25 protein-coding genes are annotated in these 26617 nt (G+C 70.8%); 16 read left to right on the forward strand and 9 right to left on the reverse strand.

The genetic code is table 11. The features are described from left to right. Positions 1-10 precede the first annotated feature (10 nt). From ACFWY9_RS19980 to ACFWY9_RS20010, 7 genes are read left to right on the forward strand one after another with little or no spacing between them, the layout of a single operon-like run. Positions 11-439 carry a hypothetical protein gene (locus ACFWY9_RS19980; protein ID WP_378339503.1) on the forward strand — a complete coding sequence of 143 codons (429 nt, stop codon included), beginning with the start codon at positions 11-13 and terminating at the stop codon, positions 437-439. Beyond that, positions 436-687 (forward strand): monovalent cation/H+ antiporter complex subunit F, encoded by a 252-nt coding sequence (locus tag ACFWY9_RS19985; RefSeq protein ID WP_378329239.1) that lies wholly within the window; start codon positions 436-438, stop codon positions 685-687. Before ACFWY9_RS19980 ends, ACFWY9_RS19985 begins: the two co-directional genes overlap by 4 nt. Further along, complete coding sequence (locus ACFWY9_RS19990; protein ID WP_378329240.1) at positions 684-962, forward strand: cation:proton antiporter; 279 nt, start codon at positions 684-686, stop codon at positions 960-962. Before ACFWY9_RS19985 ends, ACFWY9_RS19990 begins: the two co-directional genes overlap by 4 nt. Then, positions 959-1201: a Na(+)/H(+) antiporter subunit B gene (locus ACFWY9_RS19995; RefSeq protein WP_378339505.1), complete on the forward strand. Its 243-nt coding sequence runs from the start codon at positions 959-961 to the stop codon at positions 1199-1201. The genes ACFWY9_RS19990 and ACFWY9_RS19995 overlap by 4 nt, the downstream gene beginning before the upstream one ends. Continuing rightward, positions 1198-1935 (forward strand): MnhB domain-containing protein, encoded by a 738-nt coding sequence (locus ACFWY9_RS20000; RefSeq protein ID WP_378339506.1) that lies wholly within the window; start codon positions 1198-1200, stop codon positions 1933-1935. The genes ACFWY9_RS19995 and ACFWY9_RS20000 overlap by 4 nt, the downstream gene beginning before the upstream one ends. After that, on the forward strand, positions 1932-2270 hold the full coding sequence (locus ACFWY9_RS20005; protein WP_378329243.1) for a sodium:proton antiporter: 339 nt from the start codon (positions 1932-1934) through the stop codon (positions 2268-2270). Before ACFWY9_RS20000 ends, ACFWY9_RS20005 begins: the two co-directional genes overlap by 4 nt. A 3-nt stretch (positions 2271-2273) precedes the next feature. Further along, positions 2274-4055, forward strand: a complete 1782-nt coding sequence (locus ACFWY9_RS20010; RefSeq protein ID WP_378339507.1) for a complex I subunit 5 family protein — start codon at positions 2274-2276, stop codon at positions 4053-4055. A gap of 104 nt (positions 4056-4159) precedes the next feature. Here ACFWY9_RS20010 and ACFWY9_RS20015 read toward each other — a convergent pair whose 3' ends face one another. Continuing rightward, on the reverse strand, positions 4160-8410 hold the full coding sequence (locus tag ACFWY9_RS20015; RefSeq protein ID WP_378339508.1) for a cation-translocating P-type ATPase: 4251 nt from the start codon (positions 8408-8410) through the stop codon (positions 4160-4162). Between the two features lie 180 nt (positions 8411-8590). Here ACFWY9_RS20015 and ACFWY9_RS20020 point away from each other — a divergent pair, with 180 nt between their 5' ends. Then, entirely contained in the window at positions 8591-9202 is a 612-nt protein-coding gene (locus ACFWY9_RS20020; RefSeq protein WP_378329246.1) for a flavodoxin family protein, read from the forward strand. 99 nt (positions 9203-9301) lie between these two features. Here ACFWY9_RS20020 and ACFWY9_RS20025 read toward each other — a convergent pair whose 3' ends face one another. The 3 genes from ACFWY9_RS20025 to ACFWY9_RS20035 form a co-directional block, all read right to left on the reverse strand. After that, positions 9302-9901 (reverse strand): dihydrofolate reductase family protein, encoded by a 600-nt coding sequence (locus ACFWY9_RS20025; protein ID WP_378339510.1) that lies wholly within the window; start codon positions 9899-9901, stop codon positions 9302-9304. Next, positions 9898-10743 carry a metalloregulator ArsR/SmtB family transcription factor gene (locus ACFWY9_RS20030; RefSeq protein WP_378329248.1) on the reverse strand — a complete coding sequence of 282 codons (846 nt, stop codon included), beginning with the start codon at positions 10741-10743 and terminating at the stop codon, positions 9898-9900. The genes ACFWY9_RS20025 and ACFWY9_RS20030 overlap by 4 nt, the downstream gene beginning before the upstream one ends. Positions 10744-10812: 69 nt before the next feature. Then, positions 10813-11277, reverse strand: a complete 465-nt coding sequence (locus ACFWY9_RS20035) for a DUF6194 family protein (protein ID WP_378339512.1) — start codon at positions 11275-11277, stop codon at positions 10813-10815. A 63-nt stretch (positions 11278-11340) separates the two neighbouring features. On the opposite strand from ACFWY9_RS20035, the gene ACFWY9_RS20040 reads away from it, so the two are divergent. The 3 genes from ACFWY9_RS20040 to ACFWY9_RS20050 all read left to right on the forward strand — a co-directional run bounded on the left by ACFWY9_RS20040 (position 11341) and on the right by ACFWY9_RS20050 (position 14593). Then, a complete protein-coding gene (locus ACFWY9_RS20040; RefSeq protein WP_378339513.1) occupies positions 11341-12111 on the forward strand; it encodes a MerR family transcriptional regulator in 771 nt (256 codons plus the stop codon). A 135-nt stretch (positions 12112-12246) separates the two neighbouring features. Continuing rightward, positions 12247-13749 carry a substrate-binding domain-containing protein gene (locus ACFWY9_RS20045; protein WP_378339514.1) on the forward strand — a complete coding sequence of 501 codons (1503 nt, stop codon included), beginning with the start codon at positions 12247-12249 and terminating at the stop codon, positions 13747-13749. Positions 13750-13891: 142 nt separating this feature from the next. Then, positions 13892-14593, forward strand: coding sequence for a hypothetical protein (locus tag ACFWY9_RS20050; protein WP_378339515.1), 702 nt, complete (start codon positions 13892-13894; stop codon positions 14591-14593). A 111-nt stretch (positions 14594-14704) separates the two neighbouring features. On the opposite strand, the gene ACFWY9_RS20055 is transcribed toward ACFWY9_RS20050, so the two are convergent. Next, a complete protein-coding gene (locus ACFWY9_RS20055; RefSeq protein WP_378329253.1) occupies positions 14705-15478 on the reverse strand; it encodes a DUF5995 family protein in 774 nt (257 codons plus the stop codon). A gap of 427 nt (positions 15479-15905) precedes the next feature. Between ACFWY9_RS20055 and ACFWY9_RS20060 the strand changes: the two genes are divergently transcribed. Both ACFWY9_RS20060 and ACFWY9_RS20065 read left to right on the forward strand, forming a co-directional pair. Continuing rightward, positions 15906-16127 carry a hypothetical protein gene (locus tag ACFWY9_RS20060; RefSeq protein WP_378329254.1) on the forward strand — a complete coding sequence of 74 codons (222 nt, stop codon included), beginning with the start codon at positions 15906-15908 and terminating at the stop codon, positions 16125-16127. 199 nt (positions 16128-16326) lie between these two features. Continuing rightward, complete coding sequence (locus ACFWY9_RS20065; RefSeq protein WP_378339516.1) at positions 16327-17745, forward strand: nucleobase:cation symporter-2 family protein; 1419 nt, start codon at positions 16327-16329, stop codon at positions 17743-17745. Here the strand turns inward: ACFWY9_RS20065 and ACFWY9_RS20070 are convergent, their stop codons facing one another. The 3 genes from ACFWY9_RS20070 to ACFWY9_RS20080 are packed head-to-tail and all read right to left on the reverse strand — an operon-like array spanning position 17746 to position 20046. Next, entirely contained in the window at positions 17746-18231 is a 486-nt protein-coding gene (locus tag ACFWY9_RS20070) for a nitroreductase family deazaflavin-dependent oxidoreductase (protein ID WP_378329256.1), read from the reverse strand. Continuing rightward, entirely contained in the window at positions 18228-19460 is a 1233-nt protein-coding gene (locus ACFWY9_RS20075) for an FAD-dependent oxidoreductase (protein WP_378339517.1), read from the reverse strand. The genes ACFWY9_RS20070 and ACFWY9_RS20075 overlap by 4 nt, the downstream gene beginning before the upstream one ends. Before the next feature lie 19 nt (positions 19461-19479). Continuing rightward, entirely contained in the window at positions 19480-20046 is a 567-nt protein-coding gene (locus tag ACFWY9_RS20080; RefSeq protein ID WP_378339518.1) for a TetR/AcrR family transcriptional regulator, read from the reverse strand. A 268-nt stretch (positions 20047-20314) separates the two neighbouring features. Between ACFWY9_RS20080 and ACFWY9_RS20085 the strand changes: the two genes are divergently transcribed. Beyond that, a complete protein-coding gene (locus tag ACFWY9_RS20085; RefSeq protein ID WP_378339519.1) occupies positions 20315-20977 on the forward strand; it encodes a hypothetical protein in 663 nt (220 codons plus the stop codon). A 5-nt stretch (positions 20978-20982) separates the two neighbouring features. Here ACFWY9_RS20085 and ACFWY9_RS20090 read toward each other — a convergent pair whose 3' ends face one another. After that, positions 20983-21339: a hypothetical protein gene (locus tag ACFWY9_RS20090; RefSeq protein ID WP_378329260.1), complete on the reverse strand. Its 357-nt coding sequence runs from the start codon at positions 21337-21339 to the stop codon at positions 20983-20985. A gap of 608 nt (positions 21340-21947) precedes the next feature. Between ACFWY9_RS20090 and ACFWY9_RS20095 the strand changes: the two genes are divergently transcribed. Together ACFWY9_RS20095 and ACFWY9_RS20100 are read left to right on the forward strand one after the other, a co-directional pair. Next, positions 21948-23528 (forward strand): PQQ-binding-like beta-propeller repeat protein, encoded by a 1581-nt coding sequence (locus ACFWY9_RS20095; protein WP_378339520.1) that lies wholly within the window; start codon positions 21948-21950, stop codon positions 23526-23528. Positions 23529-23555: 27 nt separating this feature from the next. Next, on the forward strand, positions 23556-26549 hold the full coding sequence (locus ACFWY9_RS20100; RefSeq protein WP_378339522.1) for an amidohydrolase family protein: 2994 nt from the start codon (positions 23556-23558) through the stop codon (positions 26547-26549). Positions 26550-26617: the final 68 nt, after the last annotated feature.

The following is a 26617-nucleotide window of genomic DNA, read 5'->3' on the forward strand; positions in this document are numbered from 1 at the left end:
CCCGCGTGGCATGCTTCGGGTTCTGGCCTGGTGGGCGGCGCTGACCGCGGCGTGGCTGCTCACGACGTCCACTGTGGACATCGCGGAGTTCGTCGCCGCCGCGATCGCCGCCGTGCCCTGCGCGGTGATAGTGCCCTTCGCGGGCCGCGCGCTGGGCGGGATCGAAAAACCACGAGTGAGCTGGCTCCGGTGGTTCACGCACATCCCCCTGGCCGTCACGACCGAGACGGTCCGCGCCCTGCGGACGCGGGAAACCGGCCACTTCGAGACGCTGCGGCTGCCCGCGGACCGGGTGGCCGCGCGGCAGGCGGTCGCGACCGTCGCGATCGGGCTCTCCCCCGGCGCGATGGTGGCCGACGTACCGCCCGGCGGGCGGACCGTGGTTGTCCATCGGCTGCTGTCCGGCGAATCGGCCGTGCTGGACAGGATCCGGCGATGACCGGCTGGCTGATCGCGGCGGCCCTGCTCCTCGTCGGCGGGCTCGGCCCGGCGTTGTGGCTCGCCGCCAGGGGCACCCCGTCGAGCCGGATGGCCGGACTCGAACTCGGCGGCGCGGTCACGGTCCTCGCGCTGCTCGTGCTCGCGCAGGGATACGGACCTTCGAGCGCGCTGATCCTGCCGCTTGTCCTGGCGCTGCTGGCCTTCGCCGGGACACTCGTGTTCGTCCGGCTGCTGGGGCAGCGATGAACGTCTTCGCGGCGGTGCCGGCGTTCGCCGGGGTCGGTGTGGTCCTGATCGCGGCGTTCGGCATGCTGCGGGCCAGGACCACCTTGGCGCGCCTGCACTTCCTGGCGCCGGTGACGACGATGGGCGGCCCGCTGATCGGGCTCGGCCTCGTCGTCGAGATCGGCTGGAACCTCACCTCGGGCATGGTGGCGCTGACCGTCGTCCTCCTCGCCCTCACCGGCCCCGTGCAGCAGACGGCGACCGCGCGCCTGGCCGAGGACCGGGACGAGCGGTGAACGCCGTCCTGCTCTTGATCGCGCTCGCGTTCGTCGCGGTGGCGGGGACGATCGTGGTACGCACCGAGGACCCCGCTCGCCAGGCGATCACGTTGTCGGTGTTCAGCCTGCTCCTCACCGTGCTTTTCGTGGTCCTGCAGGCCCCCGACGTCGCGTTGTCCGAGCTGGTCGTCGGCTCGGCGATCGTGCCGCTGCTGGTGTTGCTGACGTTGCGCAAGGTCCGGGGCGGCAAGCCATGACGCGGCGGATCCGGACGGTGCTGGCGCTGCTCGGGGTCGCGGGAATCGCGACGCTGCTGCTGGCCGCGTTCACGCGCGTGCCCATGCCGGGCGGATCCGGGCATCTCTACCGCGATCTCGTGCTCGGCCCCGCGCTGGAGCACGCGACCCCGAACCTGGTGTCCTCGATCAACTTCGACCTGCGGGCGCTGGACACTCTCGGCGAGGAGACGATCGTGACCGCGGCCGTGGTCGGCACGCTGTGCCTGCTCGCCCCGTCGGCGGCCGAGCGGCGGCGCATCGGCACGGACCACCGTCCGGTGCTGCCCGCCGTCAAGCTGGCCGGTTACCTGTTGCTGCCGCTGACGACGTTGCTCGGCCTGGACGTGGTGCTGCACGGCCATTTGACGCCGGGCGGCGGGTTCCAGGGCGGGGTCGTGCTCGCGACCGGCTGGCATCTGCTGTACCTCGCCGGGGACTACCCCGCGTTGTCCCGCCTCCGGCCGATCGGCTGGTGTGAGTACGCCGAGGCCGCGGGGACCGGTTTCTACGTGCTCACCGGGCTGCTCGGGCTCGGCCTCGCCGGTTCGTTCCTGGCGAACTTCCTGCCCGTCGGCACATTCGGTTCCCTGCTGTCGACGGGCACGGTGCCACTGCTGAGCCTGTTCATCGGCGCCGAGGTCGCGGCCGGGCTGCTGGTCATGCTCGCCCAGTTCCTCGAACAGGGCCTGATCCGCGAACGGCGCCGGTCGTGATCGCGGCCTACGGATGCTACGGCGTGGCCGCCTGGCTGTTGCTGATCGGCTGCCTGGCCATCGTCCGCAGCCGGAACCTGATCCACGCCGTGGTTTCGCTGTCGGTCGCCCAGGCGGGTACCTACGTGCTGCTGCTGGGCATCGGCTACCAGCGGGGCGCGAGCCCGCCGATCCTGCCCGCCACACCCGTCGTGGACCCGATGGTGCAGGCCATGACGCTGACCGACATCGTCGTGTCGGCGACCATCACCGCGCTACTGCTCGCCATCACCCTCCAGGTCTCCCGGCGGCACGGCACCATCGACCCGGACGAGCTCCGGGCGCTGCGGGGCTGACCCGTGTCCGCCCTGCCCGCGCTCGCGATCGCGCTCCCGTTGCTCGGCGCCTGCGTGCTGCTGGGCCTCGGGCGGCTGCTGCCCCGGACGGTGGTCGACACGCTGGCCATCGCGTGCACGCTCGGCGTCGTCGCGGTGCTGGCCGTGCTGGTGACCACGTGCTGCCACGGCCGGGTGGTGAACTGGCTGGGCGGCCACCCACCGCGGGACACCCGGTCCGTCGGGATCGTCCTCGTCGCCGACGGGCTTTCCGCGCTGCTCGGCCTGCTCGCGGCGGCGCTGCTGACGTTCGCGCTGCTCTACGGCTGGCGGTACTTCGAAGCCGTCGAAGCGCGGTTCCACGCGATGATGCTCCTGTTCCTGACCGGCATGCTCGGTTTCCTGTTCACCGGCGACCTGTTCACCATGTTCGTCTTCTTCGAGCTGATGAGCGCGGTCGCCTACGCGCTCACCGGTTATCAGGCCGACGAAGCGGAATCCGTCCAGGGAGCGCTCACCTTCGGGGTACTCAACTCCCTCGGCGCTTATTTCACCCTGACCGGGATCGGCCTGCTCTACGCCAGGACGGGGCAACTCGGCATGGCCCAGATCGCCGCGGCGCTGTCACCGGCACACCACGACACGCTCGTCGTCGCCGCGTTCGTCCTGGTCGCGACCGGGCTCCTGGTCAAGGCCGCCGCGGCGCCGTTCCACTTCTGGCTCGCCGACGCGCACGCCGTCGCACCGGCGCCGGTCTGCGTCCTGTTCTCCGGCATCATGGTCGAGCTGGGACTCTACGGCCTGATCCGGGTGTACCGGATCGTGTTCGCACCGGCGCTCGGCGACGCGGCGCTCAGCCGCACCGCGCTCGTCCTCGGCGTCGTCACCGCCGTGACCGGTGCGATACTGAGCTGCACCCAACGGCATCTCAAACGCCTGCTCGCCTACTCCACCGTCGCGCACGTCGGCATGTTCCTCTGTGGACTGTCCATTCTCGACGGTCCGGCGCTGAGCGGTTTCGCGCTGGCCGTGGCCGGGCACGCGGGCGCGAAGGGCGCGTTGTTCCTGCTCACCGGCATGCTGCGCAACAGATACGGCAGCGTCGACATCGACGAGCTGTACGGCACTGCCCGGCCCGCCCGCACCGAGGCGGTGTTGTTCCTGTTCGCCGCGCTGGCGCTCACCGGGCTGCCGCCGTTCGGTGTCGCGCTGGGAAAGGGCGTCAGCGAACATGCCGGGCCTTCCTGGCTGACCCCGCTGTTCCTCGGGGTTTCGGCACTCACCGGTGCCGCAGTGCTGTGCGCGGGCGCCCGTGTCTACTTCGGACTCGGCAAGCCACCACACGACAGCGCCGAGGAGACCAGCACGGGCTCGCCTGAAGAACCCGAGACCGGACAGCGGATGACGGGCACTCCGGCGGTCATGCTCGCCTCGGCGATCGGTCTCCTGCTGTGTTCTCTGCTCGCCGGAGTTCTTCCCGTCGTACGGGAGTGGGCCGTCCAGGCGGGGAGTCAGGCCGCGGACCGCCTGGCCTACCTCCACGACGTCCTCCCGGTGCTTCCCGCCGCGCCCGCGCCACCGTCCACAGCGGACTGGACGGCGACGGGAATTCTCACCGCGTCCGTCGCGGTACTCGCCGCTTTGGGCGCCTGCGCCGCGACGCTGTGGCGATGGCTGCCACGCGGACCGCGCGCCGCCAGGAATGTCCTGCACACGTTGCACGAACTGCAGTCCGGGCACATCGGCGACTACGTGGCGTGGTTGCTGGCGGGCGTCGCCGCACTCGGCGCACTCTCCTGGTGGTGACACTCCCGTCCGACCCGGCAGGGCGCCGAGGCTGAAGGACGCCTTCAGTGCGTTGACTGCACTGAAAGCGTCCTTCAGCACCGCCAGTGCACTGAAAGCGTCCTTCAGCTCAGGCCGGGGAGCAGCCGGGAGGCCACCGCGCCCGCGCCGGCGCCGCAGCCCACGCCCGCCCAGGCGACCGGGCCGAGCGGGGTACAGCCGAAGAACTGGCTGACACCCGGCGTCTGCACGAGCGCGGCCAGCACGAGGGCCGAACCCGCCGCGGTGCCGACCACCAGCGGGCTGTGCCACCGCCCGCGCAGGGTCTGCGCCAGCTGGGTGCCGACCAGGCCGCACAGGGCCATCGTGCTCGTGCGGCGGGCGGTGCCCGGGGTCGACCGGCCGATCAGCCACGCCGTGGTCGCGCCAATGCCGGTGGTCACGCCGCGGCTGGTGATGTCCCTGGTCAGCGAGCTGCCGAGCCCGGTGGCCGCCTCGCCTTCCCCGTCGTCCGGCCGGGTCACGGCGACCGCCATGGCGGGGAACAGATCGGTGAGCAGGTTGACGAGCAGGAGCTGGCGGGTCCCCAGCGGCGAATCGCCGGAGATCAGGGTGCCCAGCACCGAGAATCCGACCTCCCCCGCGTTGCCGCCCACCAGGATGACGACCGCGTCGGAGACGCTCCGCCACAGCGCCCTGCCCTCGGCCACGGCCTCCAGCAGGACCGTCAGATCGTCCTCCGCCAAGGCGAGATCCGCGGCGGTGCGCGCGGCCGTCGAGGAACGCGCCCGCACCCCGACGCCGACATCGGCGGCCCGGATCGCTGCGGCGTCATTGGTCCCGTCCCCGACCATCGCTGTGACCCGGCCCGCCTCCCGCAGCGCCTCGACCACCTGGAGCTTCTGTTCCGGTGCGACGCGCGCGATCACCCCGGCGCCGCCCAGCGCCTCGGCCCGCCGCGTCCGGTCGAGGCCGGCGAGCTGGTCGCCGGTCAGCACCGTGGTGTCCTCGGGCCAGCCCAGCGACTTCGCGATCGCCAGCGCCGTGTGCGGGTGATCGCCGGTCAGCATCACCGGCGCGATCTCCGCGTCCCGCAGTCCGCTGACGAGCGTCTCGGCGGTTTCCCTCGGCGTGTCCGACAACCCGACGAATCCGAGAAAACTCAGTCTTGCCAACACTTTCTCGTCGTTCCCATTGCCGAACTCCGGCCGATCCGCCTCGTCGGCGATCTCCCTGCCCGCGACCGCGATGACCCGCAACCCGTTGTCCGCCAGCGACTCCCCCGCCTCGACGACATGCCGGTCCGCGTCGCAGGCGCGCAGCACGGTCTCCGGCGCGCCCTTGACCACCAGCATTGTCCGCCCGGTCCCGTCCCGGCCGACGGCGGCCGAGTAACCCCGGCTGGCCTCGAACGGCTGACTGTCCACTTCGGTCCAATCCGCTTCCCGGCCCGCCGCGTCCAAAATGGCCCAGTCGGTCGCGTGGGCATGCGCGGCGGGTCCGCCGTCCGCACCGGGGCAGGCTCGCGCGGCGGCCGACAACGCCGTCTTGTCACCGTCCGCTTCGGACGGCTGACCGTCCGATGTGGTCACCACGGATACGCGCAATCGGTTCTGGGTAAGGGTTCCGGTCTTGTCGAAGCAGACCACGTCCAACCGGCCGAGTGCTTCCAGCGCCCGCGGCGTCCGCACGAGCACACCGAACGCGGACAGCCGCCGTGCCGCCGCACGCTGCGCGACGGTGGCGACCAGCGGCAGCCCCTCGGGCACCGCGGCGACCGCGATCGCCACACCCCCGGCGACGGCGCGGCGCAGCGGCCGTCCGCGGACGGCGGACAGCCCGGTCACCAGCGCGCCACCGAGCAGGGTCAGCGGCAGCGCCCGGCGAGTGAGCCGATGCAGCCGGGACTGGATTCCGGCCGCCCCAGGGGTTCGCGCGGCCAGGCTGACCGCGCGCCCGGACACCGTCTGCTCGTCGGTGGCCACGACGATGGCCCGCCCCTCACCGCTGACCACCGTGGTACCGGCGAAAACCAGGCAGCCACGTTCGGCCACCGACGCGCCCGGCGTCGGCTCCAGCTGTTTCGCCACCGGGAGGGATTCCCCGGTCAGCGCGGACTCGTCGACCTCCAGATCGGTGAGAGCGCACAGCCGCGCGTCGGCGGGGACCACGTCACCGGTCCGCACCTCGATCACGTCGCCGGGTTCCAGCGCCCGCGCGTCCGTGGTGACAGTGGCGGACTCCGAGACCACCTTGCGTGCCTTCTGCCGTTCGTCCTCGCGCAACTTGGCCAGTGCGCGCCTGCCGCGGAACTGCTGGGCGCCGCCGACAAACGCGTTGAGCCCCATCGCCGCCGCGACCAGCCCCGCGTCGACCGGCGAACCGACCACCGCCGAGGCCACGGCGCCCAGCGCGAGCACCGGTGTCAGCGGGTCGTCCAGTTCGCGCACGACATCGGTGGCCAGGCCCGCGCCCAGCCGGAGCGGAGCGGCCGCGGGATGCTCCACCACCGCGGTGGCCGCCGTCCGGATGCGGTGCGCCACCGTGTCCAGCGGCGTCGGTGCGGGCAGGTTTTCCCGCAGGCGGCCGGTGACCTCCTCGACGCTCAGTTCGTGCCACGCGATCCTGGGCCTCGCGGCGGGCGGCCGGGTCGTGGCCATCCGCAGCGCCGAGCCCCAGCCCAGCGCGAGACCGCTGATCCCGCCGAGTGCCACCGGGTCCAGCCGGGGCAGCAGCGGCAGCAGCGAGCGGCTTCGCCTGCCGCGGCCGGTCAGCAGGGCGAGCCCGCCGACCACCGCGCTGGCCGTCGCGAGTTCGGTCGCCCGCCTGCCGTTCGCGCGGGCGGCGGCGGCCGCGACCAGGATCCGCCACGCGCCGACGAGGCCACGGCGGACGATCAGGTCCGCGCCCCACAGCACCGGCGTCCGGCCATCGGTGAGCGCGACGCAGACGTCCCCGGCGAGCAGGCCCGCGACCTCGTCCGAGCCCGGCCGGGCATCCGGGGACGGGCGGGCGATCGTGAGCACGACACGGCCTTCGCCGTGCAACCGGGTCGCGAGCCCCGCGAAAGTTTCTTCGTCCTCTGTGGACAGAACATCGTCGGCGAGCGCGGCGAACTCGCCGAGCTCGTCGTCGGCGGTCGTGCCGACGACCACGACGCGCGAGTCGGCCGCGCGGGCGGCTTCGAGCACCGCTTCGGCGTACGGATCCAGCCCGTCCCCGTCGAAGAGCGCGCTCACATGCAGGACCACGGTGTCGACGGCGTCCAGTGCCTTGATCCGATCCGGGTCACGGACGAGGATTCCCTCTCGTGCCAAGGCAAGGCCCATCGCCGAGTGGAACGCCGTGTGCGCGTACCTGGCGGGCATCGGCGACACCGCGAGCGCGGCGTCGGCCGCCTTCCCGAGGTCGCGGGTCAGCACCAGCTCGGCCAGTGTGCCGAGCAGCCCGCCGCTCACCGCGCCACCGGCGTAGTCCTCCACCGGGATCTGCGCGCATCGCGGCTCGGGTGTCACGCCCATGCTCGGCCGATCCGGCGCGCACAGCTCGTCGTGGGCGGCGTCGAAGGCCATCGCCCTGGCGATCGCCTCCGCAAGCTGGCTGGTGCGCAGCACGACGTCCAGCGCCAGCTCGGCGGGCTCCTGGCTCACGCCCCTGGCCGCGGCGTTCGCGGCCGCGCGTGTCAGTTCCGCCGTGTACCAGCCGAAACGCTCGTTCAGCAGCGCTCGCGCCGTGGGGTGTTCCCGGACCGAGCTGACCGCGGCGCGCAGCCATTCATGGGCTCGGCGGGCACGCATCGCCCTGGTGCTCAACGCGATCCCGAGGCCGACGCCGTCCATGGCCAGCGCCAGCACGGCGCTACGCACGCCGGAGACGTCCCCCGGATGCGCGGGCCCGGCTTCCACCGGCTCGGCAGGCGTCAGGCCGTGCCGCCCGGTCCGTTCGGTGATCCATTCGACGACCTCGTCGGCGACGGCGTCCTCGGCCAGATGCGCGACCACACTGCCCAGGCCCGCGTCCCAGTAGGCACCGGCCACCGAGGGATGTCCGGCGACCTTCCTCGCGAGTACCCGGCCCGCGCCCGGCGTCACCTCGTCTTCGGTCTCGTCCGGACGTACTGGTACATGAACGCGGCGGCCCGCCTGCCACACGGGTGACCGGGCCCCACTGGCGTTCTGCGCGACACGTCCCACGCGCACGACGGTGTACGCGAGCGTCTGGACGGTCTCCCCCGCCTTTTTCGCCGAGCGGGCGGCTAGTTCGTCGAAGACCGGCGCGGCGGCAGCGGCCACGCGGGTGGCGAGAACGGGTCCCGTCAACGCCGCGACCATGCCGAGCCGAGCACCTTGGCGCAACCCCGTCACGAAACTGCTCACGCGACCGGCGTTCCCCCGGAAGGACCCCTCGAAACCTCGGCACGCCCGAACCGGTGATTGAGCCGCGCGGGTGGCTCACCAACCGGCCCTCCAGGTACGCGAGCCGACGCTCCGGGGACGCGAGTTCGCCGTCCAGGTACCCGAGGTTTGACCTTCGGGGAAACGGCAATAACCGAGGGTATGAGGACACCGCTGCGCGCGCTCGCCCTGGTCTGCACCCTCAAGCCCTCACCCGCGCCGTCGAGCAGCCAGCTCATCGCCCAGCAGCTGTTGGACCGGCTCGCGGAGCAGGGCGCGCCGGGAGAGTCCATTCGCGTGGTCGACCACAACGTCCGGCCCGGGGTGGAGGCCGACATGGGCGAGGGCGACGCCTGGCCCGAGCTGCGCCGCGAGATCGCCGCCGCCGACATCCTGGTGCTGTGCACCCCGACCTGGCTCGGGCACGCCTCCAGCGTCGCCCAGCGGGTGCTGGAGCGTCTCGACGCCGAGTTGTCCGAGACCGACGACGAAGGCAGGCCCGCGATGTTCGGCAAGGTCGCGCTCGTCGCCGCCGTCGGGAACGAGGACGGCGCGCACAAGATCATCGCCGACCTGTTCCAGGCACTCGACGACGTCGGGTTCACCATCCCGGCGCAGGGTGCCAGCTACTGGAACGGCGAGGCCATGAAGCCCGGTGACTACCAGGATCTCGACGAAACCCCGGACGCCGTCATCTCCGCCAACTCCACCGCGGCCCGCAACGCCGTCCACCTCGCCCGGCTGCTGCGGGAGCACCCCTATCCGCCGCCGTGATCCCCGCGTCCATCCTCAGAGGACAGTCGGACGCGCTGGGGCACCACCACGCAATTCGGTCCTCGACCGATCGGTGTCCACAGAGGACACTGGTTGCGGTCAGCGTGCGCGGTCGTAGACCACGGCGGTTTCGCCGAGTTTTCCGGTCTCCTGGTACTCGAGTGTCCACTTCGTACCCGGCAGGCCGTCCTCGAACAGCCGATCCCCTCCCCCGGCGATCTCCGGGCAGATCAGGAGGTACAGCCGGTCGAGCAGATCCGCCGCGAGCAGCGCCTTGATGACGCTCGTGCTGCTGTTGACGAGAATGTCCCCCGTGCCGGTGGCCCTGAGGTCCGCGACGACGTCCGCGACCGGGGCGTTCACGATCCGGGTGCGCTCCCACGGGGCCTCGGTCAGCGTCGTCGACAGGACCACCTTTTCCGTTTCCACCAACCACTTCGCGTATCCGCGGTCACGCGGGTCGGCGTTCTCGTCCTCGGCGACGGACGGCCAGAACCCCAGGAAGCCCTCGGCGTTGAGTCTGCCGAGCAACGCCGTCGTCGCGTTTTCGCGCATGCGGGTCATGTGGTCGCGTGCGATGTCGGTGGTCGCGTACGGGATGATCGCGCTGAGATCGCCGGGCCCGCCGGGGCCGTTGTAGCGTCCGTCCAGGGTGAGGCTGAGGTTCGCGGTCACCTTGCGGGCGTTCGGGTTCGTCATGATCGTGCTTCCTTTTCTTTCGCTTGTACTGCTTGGGTTGTGTGCGGGAACGCGCCGACGGCGCCGGCGAGCTTGTCGAGCACCTGGGCCCAGCCGGTTTCGATCCCCGCGATGGCGGGGACGGCCCCGACGGTCGTCTCGGTGATGCGCAGGCCGAGCCGCAGCCGGGTGCCGCCCTCGGCCGCGGCGAGCGCCAGGTCGTAGTGGCCGGTGAACGCGACCGCGCCGGCCGCGTCGAGCACCGAAAGGTCGAACACGAGGTGCCGCGGTTCCTTCGCGGCGCGAACGGTGCCCTCGGAGGGGTACCGGTGCCCCTCGGCGTCGCCGTACTCCAGCACGACGCGACCGCCCGCCCGGGGCTCGAGAACGCAGTCGGTGACGGTCATCGACGGCGGCACCCACCAGGACGCCAGCAGGTCCGGGTCGGTCCAATGCCGCCAGACGACGTCGCGGGGCGCGGCCAGCACGCGTTCGAACAAGAAGGCGCGCCCGTCCGCCCAGCGCTCCCGGTCCGCGATCGCGGTCTCCGCTTCGATGGCGGCGCGATAGCGCGCGATGACGTCTCGCTCGTCCTCGTGCGCTCCGGCCGTCTCGGCCAGTTCCCGCAGTCGGCGCGCGAGGGCCCTCAGTGGCGCGGTTTCCACCGCGTAGACACGGCGTTGCCCGAGCGGGAAGACCGTCACGAGGCCAACCCGGGCGAGGGTCTGGAGATGCTTCGTGGTCTGCGGCTGCCGCAGGCCGGTCAGCTCGGCCAGTTCGCCGACAGACCGGGGCCGCTCGGCGAGCAACTCGACGAGACGCCACCGTGCGGCGTCTCCCAGTGCCGATGCGATCCCGTCCATGGCGCAAAGTATTCACTGAGCAGAATATTCTTGTCAAGGAATATCTTGAACCATGGCTGTGACCTGGGGTTATCCGGTCTGGGAGCGACGCTCATAGCGGGAGCGGGCGAGGTCGTACGCCGTGCGCAGCAGCTCACGCACCGCGGTCCCGGTCCGCGGCCCCGGATTCACCACCGCGAGCCAGCCGACGGTGCCGTAGACCGGGTGGGCGATGACGGTGTCGGTGACACTCGCGTCCGCGTCGTCGACCGTGTCGCGCGGGGCGTGCCGGGTCCATTCGCGGAAGGCGTCCTTCCCGGCGGCGATGTTGACACGGAAGGTGTCCGGACGCTCCAGCCGCGACCGCTCGTCGCCGGGGTAGTTCTTGGTCACGATCGTGGCGAAGGGCTGCGTCTTCGGCACGACGCCGTCGGGCGCGTAGTAGAAGAACGTGTCGCCCCAGCTGATCTCCGGCGAGCCGTCACCGGGTAGCGGGCTGAGGGTCAGCACTCCGTCGAGGCTGTCGAGGAAACGGATGATCTCTTCGGTCGTCATGTGCTCCAGCGTCACATTAAAGTGCTTGTGGAGACTTTGCCGAGGAAGTCGAGGGACATCGGGGTGACAACTCTCAACTCGCCGGTTCTGCGCACGGCAGCCGTCGCACGGGCCGCCGGGTACTCCGCGCAGCAGGTGCGCAACCTCGAACGCGCCGGGGTGCTGCCACCCGCCGAGCGGACCGGCTCGGGCTACCGCGCCTACGGGGAGATCCACCTGCGGTCGGCGCTGGCCTACCGGGCCCTCGCGGCGGGTGTGGGTCCGGTGGAAGCCAAACGCATCGTCCGCGCCGTACACGAACGCCCGGTTTCGGAGGCGCTCGCAATGCTCGACGCGGCGCACGCGCGGCTCGATCGGGAACGGGCGGAACTCCGGGAAGCCGAAGCGGCGGCCAAGGCGATCTCCGCCGAGCCGATCGCCGACGTGCGTCCCTCCGACTCGATGAGCGTGTCCGAACTCGCCACCGCCCTCGCGATCCGCCCGTCGACCCTGCGCCACTGGGACGCTGAGGGCCTTGTCGTGCCGGACCGGGTCACGCCCCGCGAAACCCGGCGGTACTCCCCCGCCCAGGTCCGCGACGCCCGGCTCGTCCACCAGCTGCGCGGCGCCGGATACGGCGTCACCGCGCTACGCACCCTCATGCCGCAACTGCGTCGCGGCAAACGCGCCGAAGACCTCACTGCCGCGCTCGCCTCCCGGGCCGCGAACATCACCTCCCGCTCCCGCGCGCTCCTCGACGGCACCGCCGAACTCGCCGCGGTCCTTTCCCGCATCCGGGACGAGCGACAGGACTCCGATTATCCTTGTCCTGTAACGGTTTCATGGAGAAGTTGACGGCCCGGTGAACATCCGCTGAAGGTCGGTCACGCGCGGGACCGGTCACCGCGCGCGGGCAGTAGATTGTCTCCCTCCAGGGGGGTGGCAGTGGAAGATTTCCCGTTCGGCGCCTTGATTTCGATCGTCGGCGTGGTGGTTCCGGTCGTAGCGTTCCTGTGGGAGTTCGTGCTGCGGGGGCGCAAGCGGCTCGGGTACCGGGTGCAGATGGACACCACCGTGACCGGCGAGATCTCCGCCGAGCACGTCGGCGCACTGGAGCTGGTGCACCGGGAAACCGCCCGGTCGCTGGTCAATCCGTCGTTCGTGCTGCTGCGCATCGAAAACCACGGCACAGCCACCATCAAGGAGGCCGACTACCGGAATCCGGAGGCGGTGGCACACGGCGTCCAGATCAGGTTCCCCGGCCGGACGGTCGCCGGGTTCGTGGTGACCGAACTCAGCGACTCGCAGCTGGTCAACAACTTCGGCGAGAAGTCGGGGCTGACCCGCAAGGCGATCGACGACGCGCGCGGCACGAAGGTCGGCGTCATCGAGCTGCCCAAGGCGCGGTTGAACCGGGACGACCACTACAAGGTCCTCGCCGTCCTGGAGCCGGCGCCCGGCAACGGCCCGCTGACCCCGGAGGAGATGAAGCCCTATCTCGAGGGCAATGCCCTCCTCGGCGGCCGGGTGGTCAAGACCGAGAGCGGGACCGGGCTCTCCCGGCGGACGCTGGCACTGCTCGTCTTCCTGGTGGCGATCATCATCGCCCAGTTCGGGGTCTACGTGTTCAACGACCCGTCACCGCTCGACTGTGCCAAGGGGAATCTCACCCTCACCGGTTCCACCGCCTTCGCGCCCGTGCTGGAGGAAGCCACCCGGCAGTACCGGAACAGCTGCGGGGAGGCGAACTTCACGGTGGCGTTCCACGGAAGTACCGAAGGACTGCGCACGCTGAACGAGGCGGGCCGGAAAGCGGGCTCGGGGCCGGACATGCTGAGCTTCACCGACGGCGCCAAGGAGGACGGCTATCCGCAGCTGCTCCCCCGCCCCGTCGCCTTCTCGCTGTTCACGCTCGTCGCCAACAAGCAGACGGGGATCCAGGATCTCAGGGCGGACCAGATCCGGCAGCTCTACGACGGCCGCGTCGGCAACTGGCGGGAGCTCGGCGGCGCCGACCTCCCGGTCCGCCTGATCAGCCGAAACCCGGATTCCGGCACGCGGCGCGCGTTCCAGACGCGCATCCTCGACGGCAAGCGGGAACCCGGCACCAACTCCGACGACTGCCTGAAGGTGGGCCCCGGCGGGCAGCCCGGTCCCGTCCGGTGCGAACGGCCGACCACCGCCGAGCTGCTGAACGCGGTCGCCAGTACGCCCGGCGCCCTCGGGTACGCCGAACTCGGCGGCATCACCGGCCGCGACGACCTCGTCCCGGTCCGCATCGACGGCCATCCGGCCACTTTGGACGGTGCGGTGCACGCCGCCTACCCGTTCTGGGAGACCGAATACGCCTACACCTACGGCGACCCCAAGGCCGGCTCGCTCGCCGCCAGCTTCCTGCGGTACCTGACCAACCAGGTCGGCAAGGACGTCATCCGCTCGTTCGGCAACCGGCCCTGCGCCGAACTGGCGAACCCGGTGCTGTGCCACCCCTGACCGGCACCCCAAGGATCTTCCGGGCATGAAGCACCGACGGCGATGACCTGAACGCCGCACGAACAACCGTTCCAGGCCTCGAATCCGGCGCTCCACAGGCGAGAATCCCTTGGCCAGAAACACTTCTCGCCTTGGGGAGCCCATGAACCGCACCAGCGCCAGACTCGTCGTCGCCCTGCTCGCGACGATCGCCGCCGTCACACTCGGTGCCCTGCCCGCGAACGCCGACGCGGCCATCACCACGCTCACCGCGTCGGCGGACCGCACCCGCATCGACGCGGGCCAGTCCCTCACCGTCTCAGGCACGCTGACCCGGGCCACCGCCGACGGCGCCCAGCCGGTGGCCTCGGCCACTATCGGCATCGCCTACTGCCCGACCCCGTCGTTCTGCGGGGAATTCGTCGCCAAGCCCGTCACCGACGCCGCCGGGCACTACGAGGCCTCGGTGAGCCCCGTCCGATCCGGCAGCTACCGCGCCGACTTCCTGCCCGCCGACGGCACCCTCGCCAAGGCGACCGCGACCACGGCCCAGATCACCGTGCTGCAGCCCGCCTCGATCCCGGAGTTCACCGCCGCCCGCGGCGCGGACGGCAGGATCCCGGCGCACGGCGTCATCGCGTTCCCCCGGTTCACCCCGTCGCCGATCCCGGTCGAAATCCAGTCCTTCTCGGCGAAGACCTGGTGCTGGACGACGGTCGCCACGGCCACCGCGACCTGGGACGGGACGGCCTTCGTCTTCGGTGCCACCGTCGCCCAGCCCGGGTGGGGCCTGTGGCGCGCGCACTACGCGGGCGTGCCGGACCAGTTCAAGGCGGCGACGAGTGACGTGGCCTTCGTGCGCTGACACCGTGTTGGTCCGTGAAGGCCTCCTTACCGGCGCTTGAATCCATACCGCCGCGCGTAGCGCGTCCGTTGAGGGCGGCGGCGGGGGCATGGATGGACGGTAAGGAGGCCTTCACGGCGTGGGGCGGCGTTCGAGCGCGTGGTCGAGATGGGTGATGACCGCCGGGACGTCGGTGCGCTCGGCGCTGCGGATCAGCTCGATGGCGGCGCGGAGAAGGCTCTCGGGCCGCGCGATCAGGCGGGCGAGCACGGCGGCGCGGACGTCGAGCAGTTCGATGGTGGTTTCGCGCTCGGTACCGCTCTGGCCGGCGAGGATGACGGCGTTGCGCCAGGCCTCTTGACGGGCTCTGCGGATGCTGAAGTCGAGAACGCGTTCGTCGGTGCGGCCACCGAGCCGGTCGAGCAGCCACAGATACGGCGAGACGTCGTCGACGGCCTTCTGCACCGCCAGTACCACGCGCGCCAGGATGTCGTTGATCAGGAGAAAATCGCGGCGCAGTGCGTGGATGTCCGCGCCCGGGCAGGTGTCCGCCGCCGCGATCGCCAGATCGAGGTTGATGTGCGCGTTCACGCCGAGCACCAGGTGCCCGACGATGACGGTGTCCGGATCGGACAGCGTCTCGAAGGCCGTCCGCCAGCACCGAGGCCCGCCCCGGTCACGGAGCCAGGCGTCGTGGGCGTCGAAGTAGCGGTTGCCGAACAACGTGTCGAACCGATCCATCCGCGCGCCGTCGTCGAACTGTCCACTGTGGATGGCGGTGCGCACCTCGACGGTCACTTGCCGGTACAACGCCGCGAAGTAGCCGGCGCGGTCGGCCGCCGCGTGCGCGTCGCGCACGATCCCGGCGAGCCCGGCCACCACTTCGTCGATGTTCCGTGCCGTCATGGGACACCTCCGGGAACTCGGCGACGGCCGCAGTGTCCCCGATCGGCCGAGGACCCCTCCCGGACACGGGGAGCGACGCACATCACGTGCCGGAAAGCGCCGCCGGGGAAACAACGAGGCGCGCCGGACGTTGTACCGAGTGCCGGTAGGGAACCAGTCCCCGGGCCTCACCCCTCGCCTTCACGGAATACCGCTCCGGGCGGAGCCGTGTCGCGCCACCCGCCGCGAGGCGACGCCCTACCGGCCCCGAGCCCCCGCTCCTGCTCGCAGGGTCTCCCCCACCCCTTCGCTGGGCGGGAGCGGGCCAATCACCACCGATCGGCTAACCCATGCGTGCGACACGATTTGATCGTGCACTCTCCGTACGCGAGAATCTCGGCTCGTGACAGACCGTGACCAACGTCGGCCCCAGAATCGCCAGGAGACCGTGGCACCACCAGCGCGGCCGATGACGCTGACGGAGGCACTCGCCGACGAGCACCCGCTCATCCGCTATCAGGCCCGGCAGCAGCGCTTGCTCGACGCCGGCGAACGCCCCCTCTCGGCCGAAGCGATGACCTCCGCGGACCTGATGCGCGAGCTGTGGCAGCGCAACCGCGACCGCATCCGCGGTCACCGGATCCTGAGCGCCACGCACCCGCGGCGATAAGACCCGCCACCGACCGGCCCGCTCACGGCCGTCCAGATCCGGTACCGGTACGGCTTGTTGACGTGCCGCGGCGCCTGTGCCTATCGTCACATCTGCATTCCGGAAGGCGCCTTCCGCATAGTGAAACAGCTAGCCCACGTCGGACCGTCAGCCCGGCGGGCCGCGTCCCGGCTCGCCCGCGCGGAAGGATCGAGGCCCCATGCGGATTCCCCATTCCCGGAGCAGGACGGCACGCCGGCTCCGCCCGGAGGACGAGCGGCCACCGGTACGTCAGCAGATCCTCTACGGCCTGCAGCACATCCTTTCCATGTACGGCGGCGTGATCGCGGTCCCGCTGATCATCGGCGGCGCCACCGGCCTGCCGCCCGAGCGGATCGCGCTGCTGGTGACCGCGGCGCTGTTCGTCAGCGGTGCCGCGACGATCCTGCAGACGGTGGGCATCCCGTTCTTCGGCTCACAACTTCCGCTCGTACAAGGAATCTCCTTCGCCAGCGTCGCCACGATGACGGCGATCGCGGCCCGCGGCGGCGGGCTGTCCGCGGTGTTCGGCTCGATCATCGTGGCCAGTCTCATCGGGCTGGTGCTGAGCCCGTTCTTCAGTCAGCTCATCCGGTTCTTCCCGCCGGTGGTCACCGGTTCGATCATCACCGTGATCGGTGTTTCCCTGCTGCCGGTGTCGTTCCGCTGGGCGATGGGCGGCACCGCCACGGCCCCCGACTACGGATCGGTCGGCAACATCGCGCTCGCCGGCGCCACGTTCCTCATCGTCCTGCTCGTCAGCAGGCTCCTGCGGGGCCTGCTGTCCCGGCTGTCGATCCTGCTCGGCATCGTGGCGGGCACCCTGGTCGCCTTCGCCATCGGCAAGACCGACTTCTCCGGCGTCGGGCACGGCCCCGTCGTCGCCCTGCCGCAGGTGCTGCCCTTCGGCGCACCCACGTTCTCGGTTTCCGCGATCGTCTCCATGACCGTCGTCATCCTGGTGACCATGATCGAGACGACCGCCGACATCGTCGCGCTCGGCGAAATCGTCGAAACCGAGGTCGGCCCGCGCCGGGTCGGTGACGGCCTGCGCGCCGACATGCTCTCCTCCGCGGTCGCCCCGCTGTTCGGCAGTTTTCCGTGCACCGCCTTCGCGCAGAACGTCGGACTGGTCGCGCTCACCCGCGTCAAGAGCCGCTACGTCGTCGCCACCGGCGGGCTGATCCTCGTCGTCCTCGGCCTGCTGCCGGTACTCGGCCGCGTGGCCGCCGCGATCCCCCAGCCCGTCCTCGGCGGCGCCGGGATCGTCCTGTTCGGCATGGTCGCCGCCAGCGGCATCCGCACCCTCGCCAAGGTCGACTACGACAACAACCTCAACCTCGTCATCGTCGCCGCGGCACTCGGCTTCGGCATCATCCCGATCGCCGTTCCCGGGTTCTGGTCCCATTTCCCCGGCTGGTTCGCCACCATCATGGACTCCGGGATCAGCTCCGCCAGCGTCGTCGCCGTCGTGCTCAACCTCGCCTTCAACGAAACCAGGGCGCTGCGCCGATCCGGACCGTCCACAGTGGCCGCGGCGCCGAGCCCCGGCACCGTCACGCGCCCGGATTCCCCGGACGGCGTAACGGAAACCGGCTGATCAGGCTTCCTGACGCGGCCCGAAGGCCACGATCGGCAGCTGCGAAACCAGGCCGCGCCGCGCGGCGTCACTGCCGTCGTAAGGACGACCCACCAGTTTGCCGAGCAGCGGACGCAGTATCGGCCGGATCCACCGGTTGCGCCGCTCGTAGGCGGTCATCACGGCGAACGCCTCCTCCTCGTCGAGGACACGGTGCCGTGGTGTGAACCGCCGCCTGCCGACGACGACCTCGAGCGGCGGGCTCGCCCGGATGTTGCGGTACCAGTCGGCGCCGGGGCCGAGCCCGGCGACGACCATGACCTCACCGGAGGCCGGAGCCGAGCCGATCACCTCCAGCACGGTGCGGTACCGGCGGCCGGACCGGCGCCCGGTGTGGGTCAGGCACAGGAACCGGCTCCCCAGCAGCCAGCCGAGCCCTCGGTCGTAAAGCCGCAGCGGTGCCCGGAAGACCGCCCGCAGGACGGGGCCGGGCTGGGTTTTCGTCACGGGTGTGTCCTTCCGTCGATGCCGGGCGAGGTGGTCCACCACCCGGGAGATCCGCTGTCGCGCAACCGGTTGATCAGCTCCGTCGGCTTGCCCGCCACCGCGGCGGTGACCAGGCGGTCGAGACCCGGCAGCCGCGAGGCTCGCATCGCGAGCCTGCGGACGTGCAGGGACAACCGCGAGGCGGGGACGAACCAGCGCGCGGTGGATCGGGCGTCCCGCTGGGTGCGTTCCACGACCGGACGCCACATCCGCTCGTAGCCGGCGAGCCCCGCTTCCACGGACGAGGCGCGGGCCAGCCGGTCGGCCAGGACGAAGGCACCCGCGATCGCGAGCGAAGCCCCTTGCCCCGCAAGCAGGGACACCGCGTAGGCCGCGTCGCCGAGGAGCACCACGCGATCCCGGCTCCACCGGGGCAGCACGATCTGCGCGACCTGGTCGTAGTACACCTCGGCCGGGGGCGGGCAGCGGTCGAGTGCGCCCGGCACGACCCAGCCCAGCGAGCCGTACCCGGCCCGCAGCGCGGCGCGCGCGTCCACGGGAAGCGCGGCATCCCAGGTGCGATGGACGGCGAACGCGGCGACCTCGCCATCGCGCAGACCGTAGAACCCCATCTGCGCGCCGACCGTTTCGGTCAGGCAGAAGCGATCCCCGACGGCGGCGTGGATCTCCGGGTCACGGAAGCGGAACGCGGCGGTGTGGAAGCCGAGGTGGCGCAGGAACTCCGGCTCGGGACCGAAACACCGGCGCCGAACGGCCGAGTGGACGCCGTCGGCTCCCACCAGCAGATCGGCCTCGACCACCTCGCCGCCGTCGAGCATGCACCGCACTCCGTCGCGAGTCGTGTCGATCCCGGTGAGGGACGTACCGAACCGCAGCTCGACCCCCGCGGGAAGCGCATCCCGCAGCGCGCATTCGAGATCCGGCCGCATGACGCTCAAAAGCCGTCCCGCCAACGGACCGGCGAACTGGGCGAGCCGCAACCCCGCGCGACGGCGGCCTGATCCGTCGACGAACGCCGCCTCCTCGACGTAGTAGGCGCGGGCCTGGATCGCGGGCAGCACCCCCATTTCCTCCGCCGCGTCGTACCCGGGACCGAAGAAGTCGATCATGTAGCCCTGCGCTCGTGGCCCGGCCGCCTTCTCCAGCACCACGACCTCGGCCCCGAGCGCGGCCAGCCGGTTCGCGCACGCGAGGCCCGCGATCCCCGCGCCGCAGATCACCACCTTCATCCGTCGCCTCCTCTCCGCCTCAGCCGCGCTCGACGAGGCGGCGCAACACCGGCGCGACCGCGGCGGCGGTGATGCCGGGGTTCAGTGCCCGGTGCAGCAGCACGCCGTCGATCGCGGCGGCCAGTACCGCGGCCGTCTCCGCGGGCGCCGGGATCCCGCGCGCGCCCAGCCACTCGGCGAGCCGCTCCCGGAAACCGGCGACGACCTCGCTGATCGCGTCCCGCAGTTGCCCGTCGCGGGTGGCCGCCAGGTACGCCTCCATGAACAGCACCGACAGCGGATCATTGCCGTCGTAAGGCTCGAGCGCGGCGAGCATGGCCTCCAGCAAGTCGCCCGGGCTTCGCACGGCCGCGAGCGACGACGTCGTTTCGTCGAGCAATCCACGCATCTGCGCCACCACGGCTTCGACGAGCAACGCCCGCAACGACGGGAAGTGGTAGTGCACCACGCTCGGGGTCACCCCGGCGCGTTCCGCCAGTACCCGGGTGCTGACGGCGGACCAGCCCCGTTCCGGGATGAGCTCGACCGCGGCCCGCATCAGCCGCTGCCGCACTTCCCGGCCGCGAGCGGCCGCCGCGTTCGTCATCCGCCACGCCTCCTGGTAGGGCAGTCGTCCTGTACGACCGCCCTACCAGGGTTGCAGACAACTATTGATTGATGCAACAGTTGTCCGGTGCCGATTCCTGCCACCCCGCGAGCCGCGCCGCGCGACATGTCTGTCCACAGTAGATTTTCCGGCACGATGTCCGGAATGCTCCGTTGACGAGGGTGAGCGGCTCTTGCACGTCGTTCAGGACGCCCACCACATCGCGGATGAGCGAGCGGTCCCGCGCGACAACGCCTAAGTTCATCTCATGACGTACGGGGGTCCAGGACCGAACCATCCGCAGCAGCCCGCCTGGCAGCAGCAGCCGGGCCCGCAGCCGCACGGCATGCCACCACAAGGCATGCCACCGCGGGGAAGGCCGCACTGGCAGCCGCATCCACCCCAGCGCGCACCCGAGCAGGCACCGCTGACGCTGCCCGGCTGGGGTGCCGTCCCGGCACTGCTCGGCGTGGTGCTCGCCGCGGTCGGCCTGTTCGCGCTCAAGTGGGCCGGGGACGCGACCTTCGCCGATCTCAACGAATCGATCCGGCACGCCACGGGCGCCACGAGCGACCTCACCGGCAACGGCCGGTGGATCAGGATCTACTTTCCCCAGGGTGTCATCATCGCGCTGGCACTGGCCGCGATTCCTCCGGCGCTGTGGTCACTCGGCTCCCTCCGCTCGGCGAAAAGCGTCCAGCGCCGCGGCGGGCTCACGAGGAAGAGCCTCCAGGAGGGCCGGACCGGGCCGACCCGGGCGGTGATCTCCGTCCTCGCCGGCCTCTGCCTGCTCTACCACGTGATCAGCCTGCTCGTCCTGACCGACGGCGGCGAGTACCTCGGCAAGCTCGGCCCCGGTCCGTGGCTGCTGCTGGCCGGGACCGCGCTGTCCGTCGCGGGTGCCGTGATCGGCCCGCGTGTTCGCCGGTAGCCCCGCTACGCGCGGCCGGTGAGGGCCCCGGCGGCGTGGGCCAGCGTGGTGGGCCAGGAGTCGACGATGCGGTTGCGCGCCCACCGCAGCGACACCCCGGTCGCGAGCACCAGGTACGGCCCGGCACCCCAGCGCGTCGCGACGACCGCGCCGGTCCGGTCCGGTTCCCCGTCGGCGGGCGCGCCGCCCGGCAGGAAGTCGATCGTGAACCCGCTCCCCGCCCCGGAAAGATCGTCCTTCAGCCCGGCCGACGCCGCGGTGTAGCGGCGCAGCCCCGCCCGCACGGTGGCGTCCTCCGACATCGGCGCGGCGGGGTGGGCACTGTTGTAGGCAGCCAAAGTTTCGTAGCACGGCACGGTCATGATCCATACCGTATCCGGCATACCGCCCACCCGCCCCCGGCGTTAACCACCCGGTTACGAATCGCACAGCCCCCTCACAGCAACCCGCCCGGATCGCCCACCGCCGCCGGAGGAACTCCAAAAAGTGTAGTCACCGCTTGAAGTCGTCTCCTTTCGGGTAGTTACCATGGTATGCCTGCCTTTGCCAGCTCCCGACACGCCGCCGCTTCCCAGCCCCAGCCGCGCGGAACCCGCGTCACCGCCTTCAGCGCCCCATAGCGAGCACCCAAGTAGTCCACAAAGGACACACCGGGTCATCGCGCCTAAGCCCGCGTCCCGAACGACGCGTTGCGGACGATCAACGTCTCCAACGCGTCGTTCGGGACATCGCCATTCACGACCCCGCCGACCAGCGCAGCCGTCTCTTAATGCCACTGTTATCCCGCGTGGCACTTTTCACGGGCTGTCAAGGTGTTTTTCCCGTCCATCATGGGACACAGCGGATGAAATCATTTCGTGATTGGTCGTTTCGGAGCACAAGCAACACCGTGACCAGCACGTACGATGAATGACTGGCTGCACGAAAAGCCATCCCCGCATTCGACCGCATCGACTCATGAGGGGTGGAAATGCTTGTGTCTCGCGCAAAAACCCGCTTCGCGGCCCTGCTCGGCGCCGTGGTGCTGGTCCTCGGCGGCACAACCGGGGCCGCCGCGGAATCGCCCGGTCACCGGTTCGGCGACTGGCCAAGCTGGCAGGGCGATCCCTCGGGATCGCGGTTCAACGCGGCCGAACACCACATCACCCGGCACACCGCGGGCAGGCTCGGCGTCAAATGGGCCTTCGCCTATCCGAAGACGTTCTTCCCCGCCAAGAGCCAGCCCGCGGTCGTCGGCGACGGCGTCTACTTCGGCGGTCCCGACGGCAAGTTCTACGCGGTCGACGCCGAAACCGGTGCCACCCGGTGGAGTTTCGACCTCGGCACGGTCGACAAGGGCGGCGTCGTCATCGACGGGCCGTCCGTGGCACGGGGCAAGGTGTTCTTCGGCGACAGCCGCGGCTACCTGTACGCGCTGGAGCAACGGACCGGAAAGCTGGTGTGGGCCAAGCAGACCGAACCGCACCCCGCCGGAATGCACACCAGCTCCCCGCTCTACCACGACGGGCACGTCTACGTCGGCTCGTCGAGCGGCGAGATGCTCAACCCCGACGTCAAGTACCCGTGCTGCACGTTCCGCGGCCACATCGACTCGTTCGACGCCGAGACCGGGGATCTGACCTGGCGCTACTACACGGTCCCCGAGCCGAAGGCCGTCGGCACCTGGCCCAGCGGGGCGACCCGGTACGAGCCGTCCGGTGCCGGGGTGTGGAGCTCGCCGGTGGTCGACGAGCGCACCGGCACCCTGTACGTCGGCACCGGACAGCTCTACTCCGGCACCACCGGGGACTTCGACACCCTGCTGGCACTCGACTCGCGCACCGGCGCGGTGCGCTGGAAGCAGCAGGTGACCAAGGCCGACACCTGGCGGCTGCTGTGCGGCAAACCCGACAACGAGGGGTACTGCCCCGGCCAGAAGGACGGCACCGCACTGGATTACGACATCGGCGCGACGCCGACGCTGTTCCGGTCGGGCGGGCGCACGATGGTCGGCGTCGGCCAGAAGAGCGGTGTCTTCCACGTGTTCGACGCGCGCACCGGCGAGGTTTCGTGGCGCCGCCAGCTGTCCGAGCCGATGCCCGGCGGCGGCCTGTCCGGCATCCAGTGGGGTACCAGCTTCGACGGCCACAACCTTTACGTGGCAACGAACTGGGCCAATCCGGGCACCCTGTTCGCGCTCGATCCCGAGGACGGCGACATCGTGTGGCAGACCCCGAGTCCCGCCGACGGCTGCACCACCGGCGGCGCGGCCCAGTTCCCTGCCGTGTGCAAACGGGCGCACACCCCGGCCGTGACGAGCAGTCCCGGTCTGGTGTACGAGGGCAGCGTCGACGGCAAGATGCGCGTCTACGACTCGCGGACCGGCGCTGTGCTGTGGACCTTCGACACCATCCGCGACTTCGCCGGGGTCAACGGCCTGACCGGGCACGGCAGCGCGATCTCCGGCAACGGTGGCGCGGTGGTCAGCCACGGCACGCTCTACGTCCAGTCGGGCTACTGGCCCGCCTACCCGAGTGACCACGGAAACGTCCTGCTCGCGTTCGGGCTCTGACGCCCGGCCTCCGCCAAGGAGCTTCCGATGAGAACCCCGACCCACCGGCGCTTCACCCGCGCCGCACTGGTGTGCGTCCTGGCCGTCTCGCCGATCACCGCGGCCGGTTCGGCCCAAGCAGGCGAGAAGACGGTCACCGTCACCGAAGGCACCAACCTCGCCGTGACGGTGTCCCCGCGGGACGGCACGCTCGTGTTCGACCTCCAGGGACAGTTGTTCTCCGTGCCGCGCGAGGGAGGCACCGCCACCCCGGTCGGCGACGACCTGCTCGACCCGTTCTGGCCGGTTTTCTCCCCCGACGGCAAGGAAATCGCCCTCCAGTCCTACGCCGACGGCATGTTCCACATCACCGTGATCACCCCGGACGGCCGGACGTCGCGGCAGCTCACGTACGGCGAGCACGACGACCTCCAGCCCGCGTGGTCCCCCGACGGCACGAAGATCGCGTTCAGCTCGGACCGGGCGGGCGCGGCCGACATCTGGACCGTCGACGTGCGTACCGGCGAAACCCGGCAGATCACCAAAGGCATGACGCAGAAGTCCCAGCCGACCTGGGCCCCGGACGGCAAGAGCATCGCCTACGTCCAGGGCACCGGCATCGAGAGCATCGACCTGGCCACCGGCGCCGTGCGCGCCGTGGTCCCGCCGGGCAGATCGTTCCTCGGGGCGCCGTCCTGGTCCCCGGACGGACGCACGCTCGCCTTCCTGCGCACCGGCAAGGAGGGCAGGACGCTCATGGTCTCCGAGTCCGGCACCGTACGTCAGGTGGGGACTTACACCGACGTGTTCCCGTTTCCCGCGCGCTGGCTTTCCGCGCACGAGCTGATCTACGGCGCCAACGGCAAGATCGCCGTCTCCGACACCGCGACCGGCGCCGGCCGGGCCGTGCCGTTCTCGGCCACCTTCACCGTCAGCCGGGACGAGTACGCCCGGAAGACCCATGACTTCGACACGCGGCAGCCTCGGCCGGTGCGCGGCATCGCGGGTCCGGCGCTGTCCCCGGACGGTCGGTCGGTGGCTTTCAAGGCGCTCAACGACCTGTGGCTGCTGCCGATCGACGGCAAGCCACGGCGGCTGACCCACGACCAGTTCTCCGAATGGGATCCGGTCTGGTCGCCCGACGGCGGGCGCATCGCGTACGCCTCCGACAAAGCGGGCACCGAAGACCTGTACGTGCTGGACGTGGCAGGGGGCGGCGAAAAGCGGGTCACCTCGCTGCCCGGCGCCGAGGTTTCCCCCGCCTGGTCCCTCGACGGGAAGAAACTGGCGTTCGAGGACCAGGACGGCCTTCTGTCCACTGTGGACCTGGCGAGCGGCGCGGTGACCAAGGTGCTGGGACCGCTGAACACGCCCGGCAGGCTGAGCTGGTCCCCGGACGGCCGGTTCCTCACGCTGACCGTGTCCGCCGGGCAGCGCAACCAGATCCTGCTCGTGGACGTGGCCGCGGGCACGACGAGGACGATCGAGCCCTCGCCGTACGGCTCGGTGTCCACCCGCGGTGACGACGGCCCGCTCTGGTCGCCGGACGGGCACTGGCTCGCGTTCTCCCAGGACAGCACGATCCACCTGCTTCCGGTCGACGCCACGGGCACCCCGACCGGGCCCGCGCGGCGCATCACCGACGAGGCCAGCGACGCGCCGAGCTGGAGCGGCGACTCGAAGACGGTGCTGTACCTGCACAACGGCACTCTCCGGCTGACCACAGTGGACGGAGAATCCACCCGGGACATCCCGCTCGACCTCACCTTCACCCAGGACAAGCCGGACTCCCGCCTGGTGATACACGCCGGGCGGCTGTGGGACGGCCGTCATCGCGAACCCCGCACCGACGTCGACATCATCGTGGTGGGCAACCGCATCAGGCGGATCGAGCCGCATCGGGAGGACCGGCAGCGCGCGGGCTGGCAGTTCATCGACGCGAGCGAGCAGACGGTCACCCCCGGGCTCGTGGACATGCACAACCACCAGGAGATGCGGTCGAGGTTCTTCGGCGACCGGCAGGGCAGGCTGCTGCTGTCCTACGGGATCACGACCACCCGCTCCACCGGCGACCCCGTCTACCGGGCGCTGGAGGACCGCGAGGCACTCACCTCCGGCGACCGGATCGGGCCGCGGTTCTTCATGACCGGCGAAATGCTGGAGGGGTCCCGGGTCAGCTGGGAGTTCGCCAGGCCGGTCCGCGACGAACGGCAGCTCGCGCTGGAGATGTCCCGCGTCCGCGCCCTCGGCTACGACCTGGTGAAGACCTACCAGCGCTTCCGGAACGACTGGCAGACCGAGGTCACCGAGCAGGCACACGAGATCGGCATTCCCACCACGTCGCACTACCTCTACCCCGCCATCGCCCACGGCGTCGACATGAAGGAGCACCTCGCGGGGCCGTCGCGCTGGGGATTCGGCTTCTCACACGAAGGTTCCCTCGGCGGGGCGTACGACGACGTCATCCAGCTGGCGGCACAGGGCAAGATGCCGTTCAGCACCACGCTGTTCAGCTCCAGCTCGCTGCTCGCCGACGACCCGGCCATGGTCACCGACCCCCGGCTGAGTGCGCTCTACACCCGCTCGCAGCAGGAGATCCTGCACGCGAAGCTGCTGTGTGCGCAGGGTAAGGGACCGTGCGGTTTCCTCGACGCCGACGCGGCGCGGACCCGCAAGGAGGTCGACCTGATCAAGCGCCTGCTCGCGGCGGGCGGCACCGTGCTCACCGGGACCGACGCGCCGCTCGACACCACGGCCGTGAGCCTGCACCTGAACGTGCGGGCGATGGCCAAGTACGGCGTCGATCCGTTCCAGGTGCTGCAGAGCGCGACTCTGCTGTCCGCCCGGCAGCTCGGGGTCGAACGCGATCTGGGCAGCGTCGAGGAGGGCAAGCTCGCCGATCTCGTGTTCACCGACGGCGACGCGTCCCACGACGTGAACCGGCTCATCGACGTCCGGATGGTGGTGAAGAACGGCAAGCCCTACACGATCGACGACCTGACCGCGCCGTTCCGCACCCCGCCTCATGGTGCTCCCCGGTGACGGCACGACTTTCGGGCCTACAGGCCGGTGCGTCCGGACCACTACCGTGATGTGGTCTAGACCTCTCA

It is taken from the genome of Amycolatopsis sp. NPDC059027, from assembly GCF_042739735.1.
GTDB lineage: Bacteria > Actinomycetota > Actinomycetes > Mycobacteriales > Pseudonocardiaceae > Amycolatopsis.

What these genes read in the sequence shown, in the direction of transcription:
- ACFWY9_RS20065 (WP_378339516.1), top strand. Translation starts at nt 16,327, where the DNA reads ATGCGGATTCCCCATTCCCGGAGCAGGACGGCACGCCGGCTCCGCCCG.
- ACFWY9_RS20100 (WP_378339522.1), top strand. Translation starts at nt 23,556, where the DNA reads ATGAGAACCCCGACCCACCGGCGCTTCACCCGCGCCGCACTGGTGTGC.
- ACFWY9_RS20085 (WP_378339519.1), top strand. Translation starts at nt 20,315, where the DNA reads ATGACGTACGGGGGTCCAGGACCGAACCATCCGCAGCAGCCCGCCTGG.
- ACFWY9_RS20020 (WP_378329246.1), top strand. Translation starts at nt 8,591, where the DNA reads ATGAGGACACCGCTGCGCGCGCTCGCCCTGGTCTGCACCCTCAAGCCC.
- ACFWY9_RS20050 (WP_378339515.1), top strand. Translation starts at nt 13,892, where the DNA reads ATGAACCGCACCAGCGCCAGACTCGTCGTCGCCCTGCTCGCGACGATC.
- ACFWY9_RS20035 (WP_378339512.1), bottom strand. Translation starts at nt 11,277, where the DNA reads ATGACGACCGAAGAGATCATCCGTTTCCTCGACAGCCTCGACGGAGTG.
- ACFWY9_RS20025 (WP_378339510.1), bottom strand. Translation starts at nt 9,901, where the DNA reads ATGACGAACCCGAACGCCCGCAAGGTGACCGCGAACCTCAGCCTCACC.
- ACFWY9_RS19985 (WP_378329239.1), top strand. Translation starts at nt 436, where the DNA reads ATGACCGGCTGGCTGATCGCGGCGGCCCTGCTCCTCGTCGGCGGGCTC.
- ACFWY9_RS20095 (WP_378339520.1), top strand. Translation starts at nt 21,948, where the DNA reads ATGCTTGTGTCTCGCGCAAAAACCCGCTTCGCGGCCCTGCTCGGCGCC.
- ACFWY9_RS19990 (WP_378329240.1), top strand. Translation starts at nt 684, where the DNA reads ATGAACGTCTTCGCGGCGGTGCCGGCGTTCGCCGGGGTCGGTGTGGTC.
- ACFWY9_RS20000 (WP_378339506.1), top strand. Translation starts at nt 1,198, where the DNA reads ATGACGCGGCGGATCCGGACGGTGCTGGCGCTGCTCGGGGTCGCGGGA.
- ACFWY9_RS20055 (WP_378329253.1), bottom strand. Translation starts at nt 15,478, where the DNA reads ATGACGGCACGGAACATCGACGAAGTGGTGGCCGGGCTCGCCGGGATC.
- ACFWY9_RS20075 (WP_378339517.1), bottom strand. Translation starts at nt 19,460, where the DNA reads ATGAAGGTGGTGATCTGCGGCGCGGGGATCGCGGGCCTCGCGTGCGCG.
- ACFWY9_RS20030 (WP_378329248.1), bottom strand. Translation starts at nt 10,743, where the DNA reads ATGGACGGGATCGCATCGGCACTGGGAGACGCCGCACGGTGGCGTCTC.
- ACFWY9_RS20090 (WP_378329260.1), bottom strand. Translation starts at nt 21,339, where the DNA reads ATGACCGTGCCGTGCTACGAAACTTTGGCTGCCTACAACAGTGCCCAC.
- ACFWY9_RS19980 (WP_378339503.1), top strand. Translation starts at nt 11, where the DNA reads ATGCTTCGGGTTCTGGCCTGGTGGGCGGCGCTGACCGCGGCGTGGCTG.
- ACFWY9_RS20080 (WP_378339518.1), bottom strand. Translation starts at nt 20,046, where the DNA reads ATGACGAACGCGGCGGCCGCTCGCGGCCGGGAAGTGCGGCAGCGGCTG.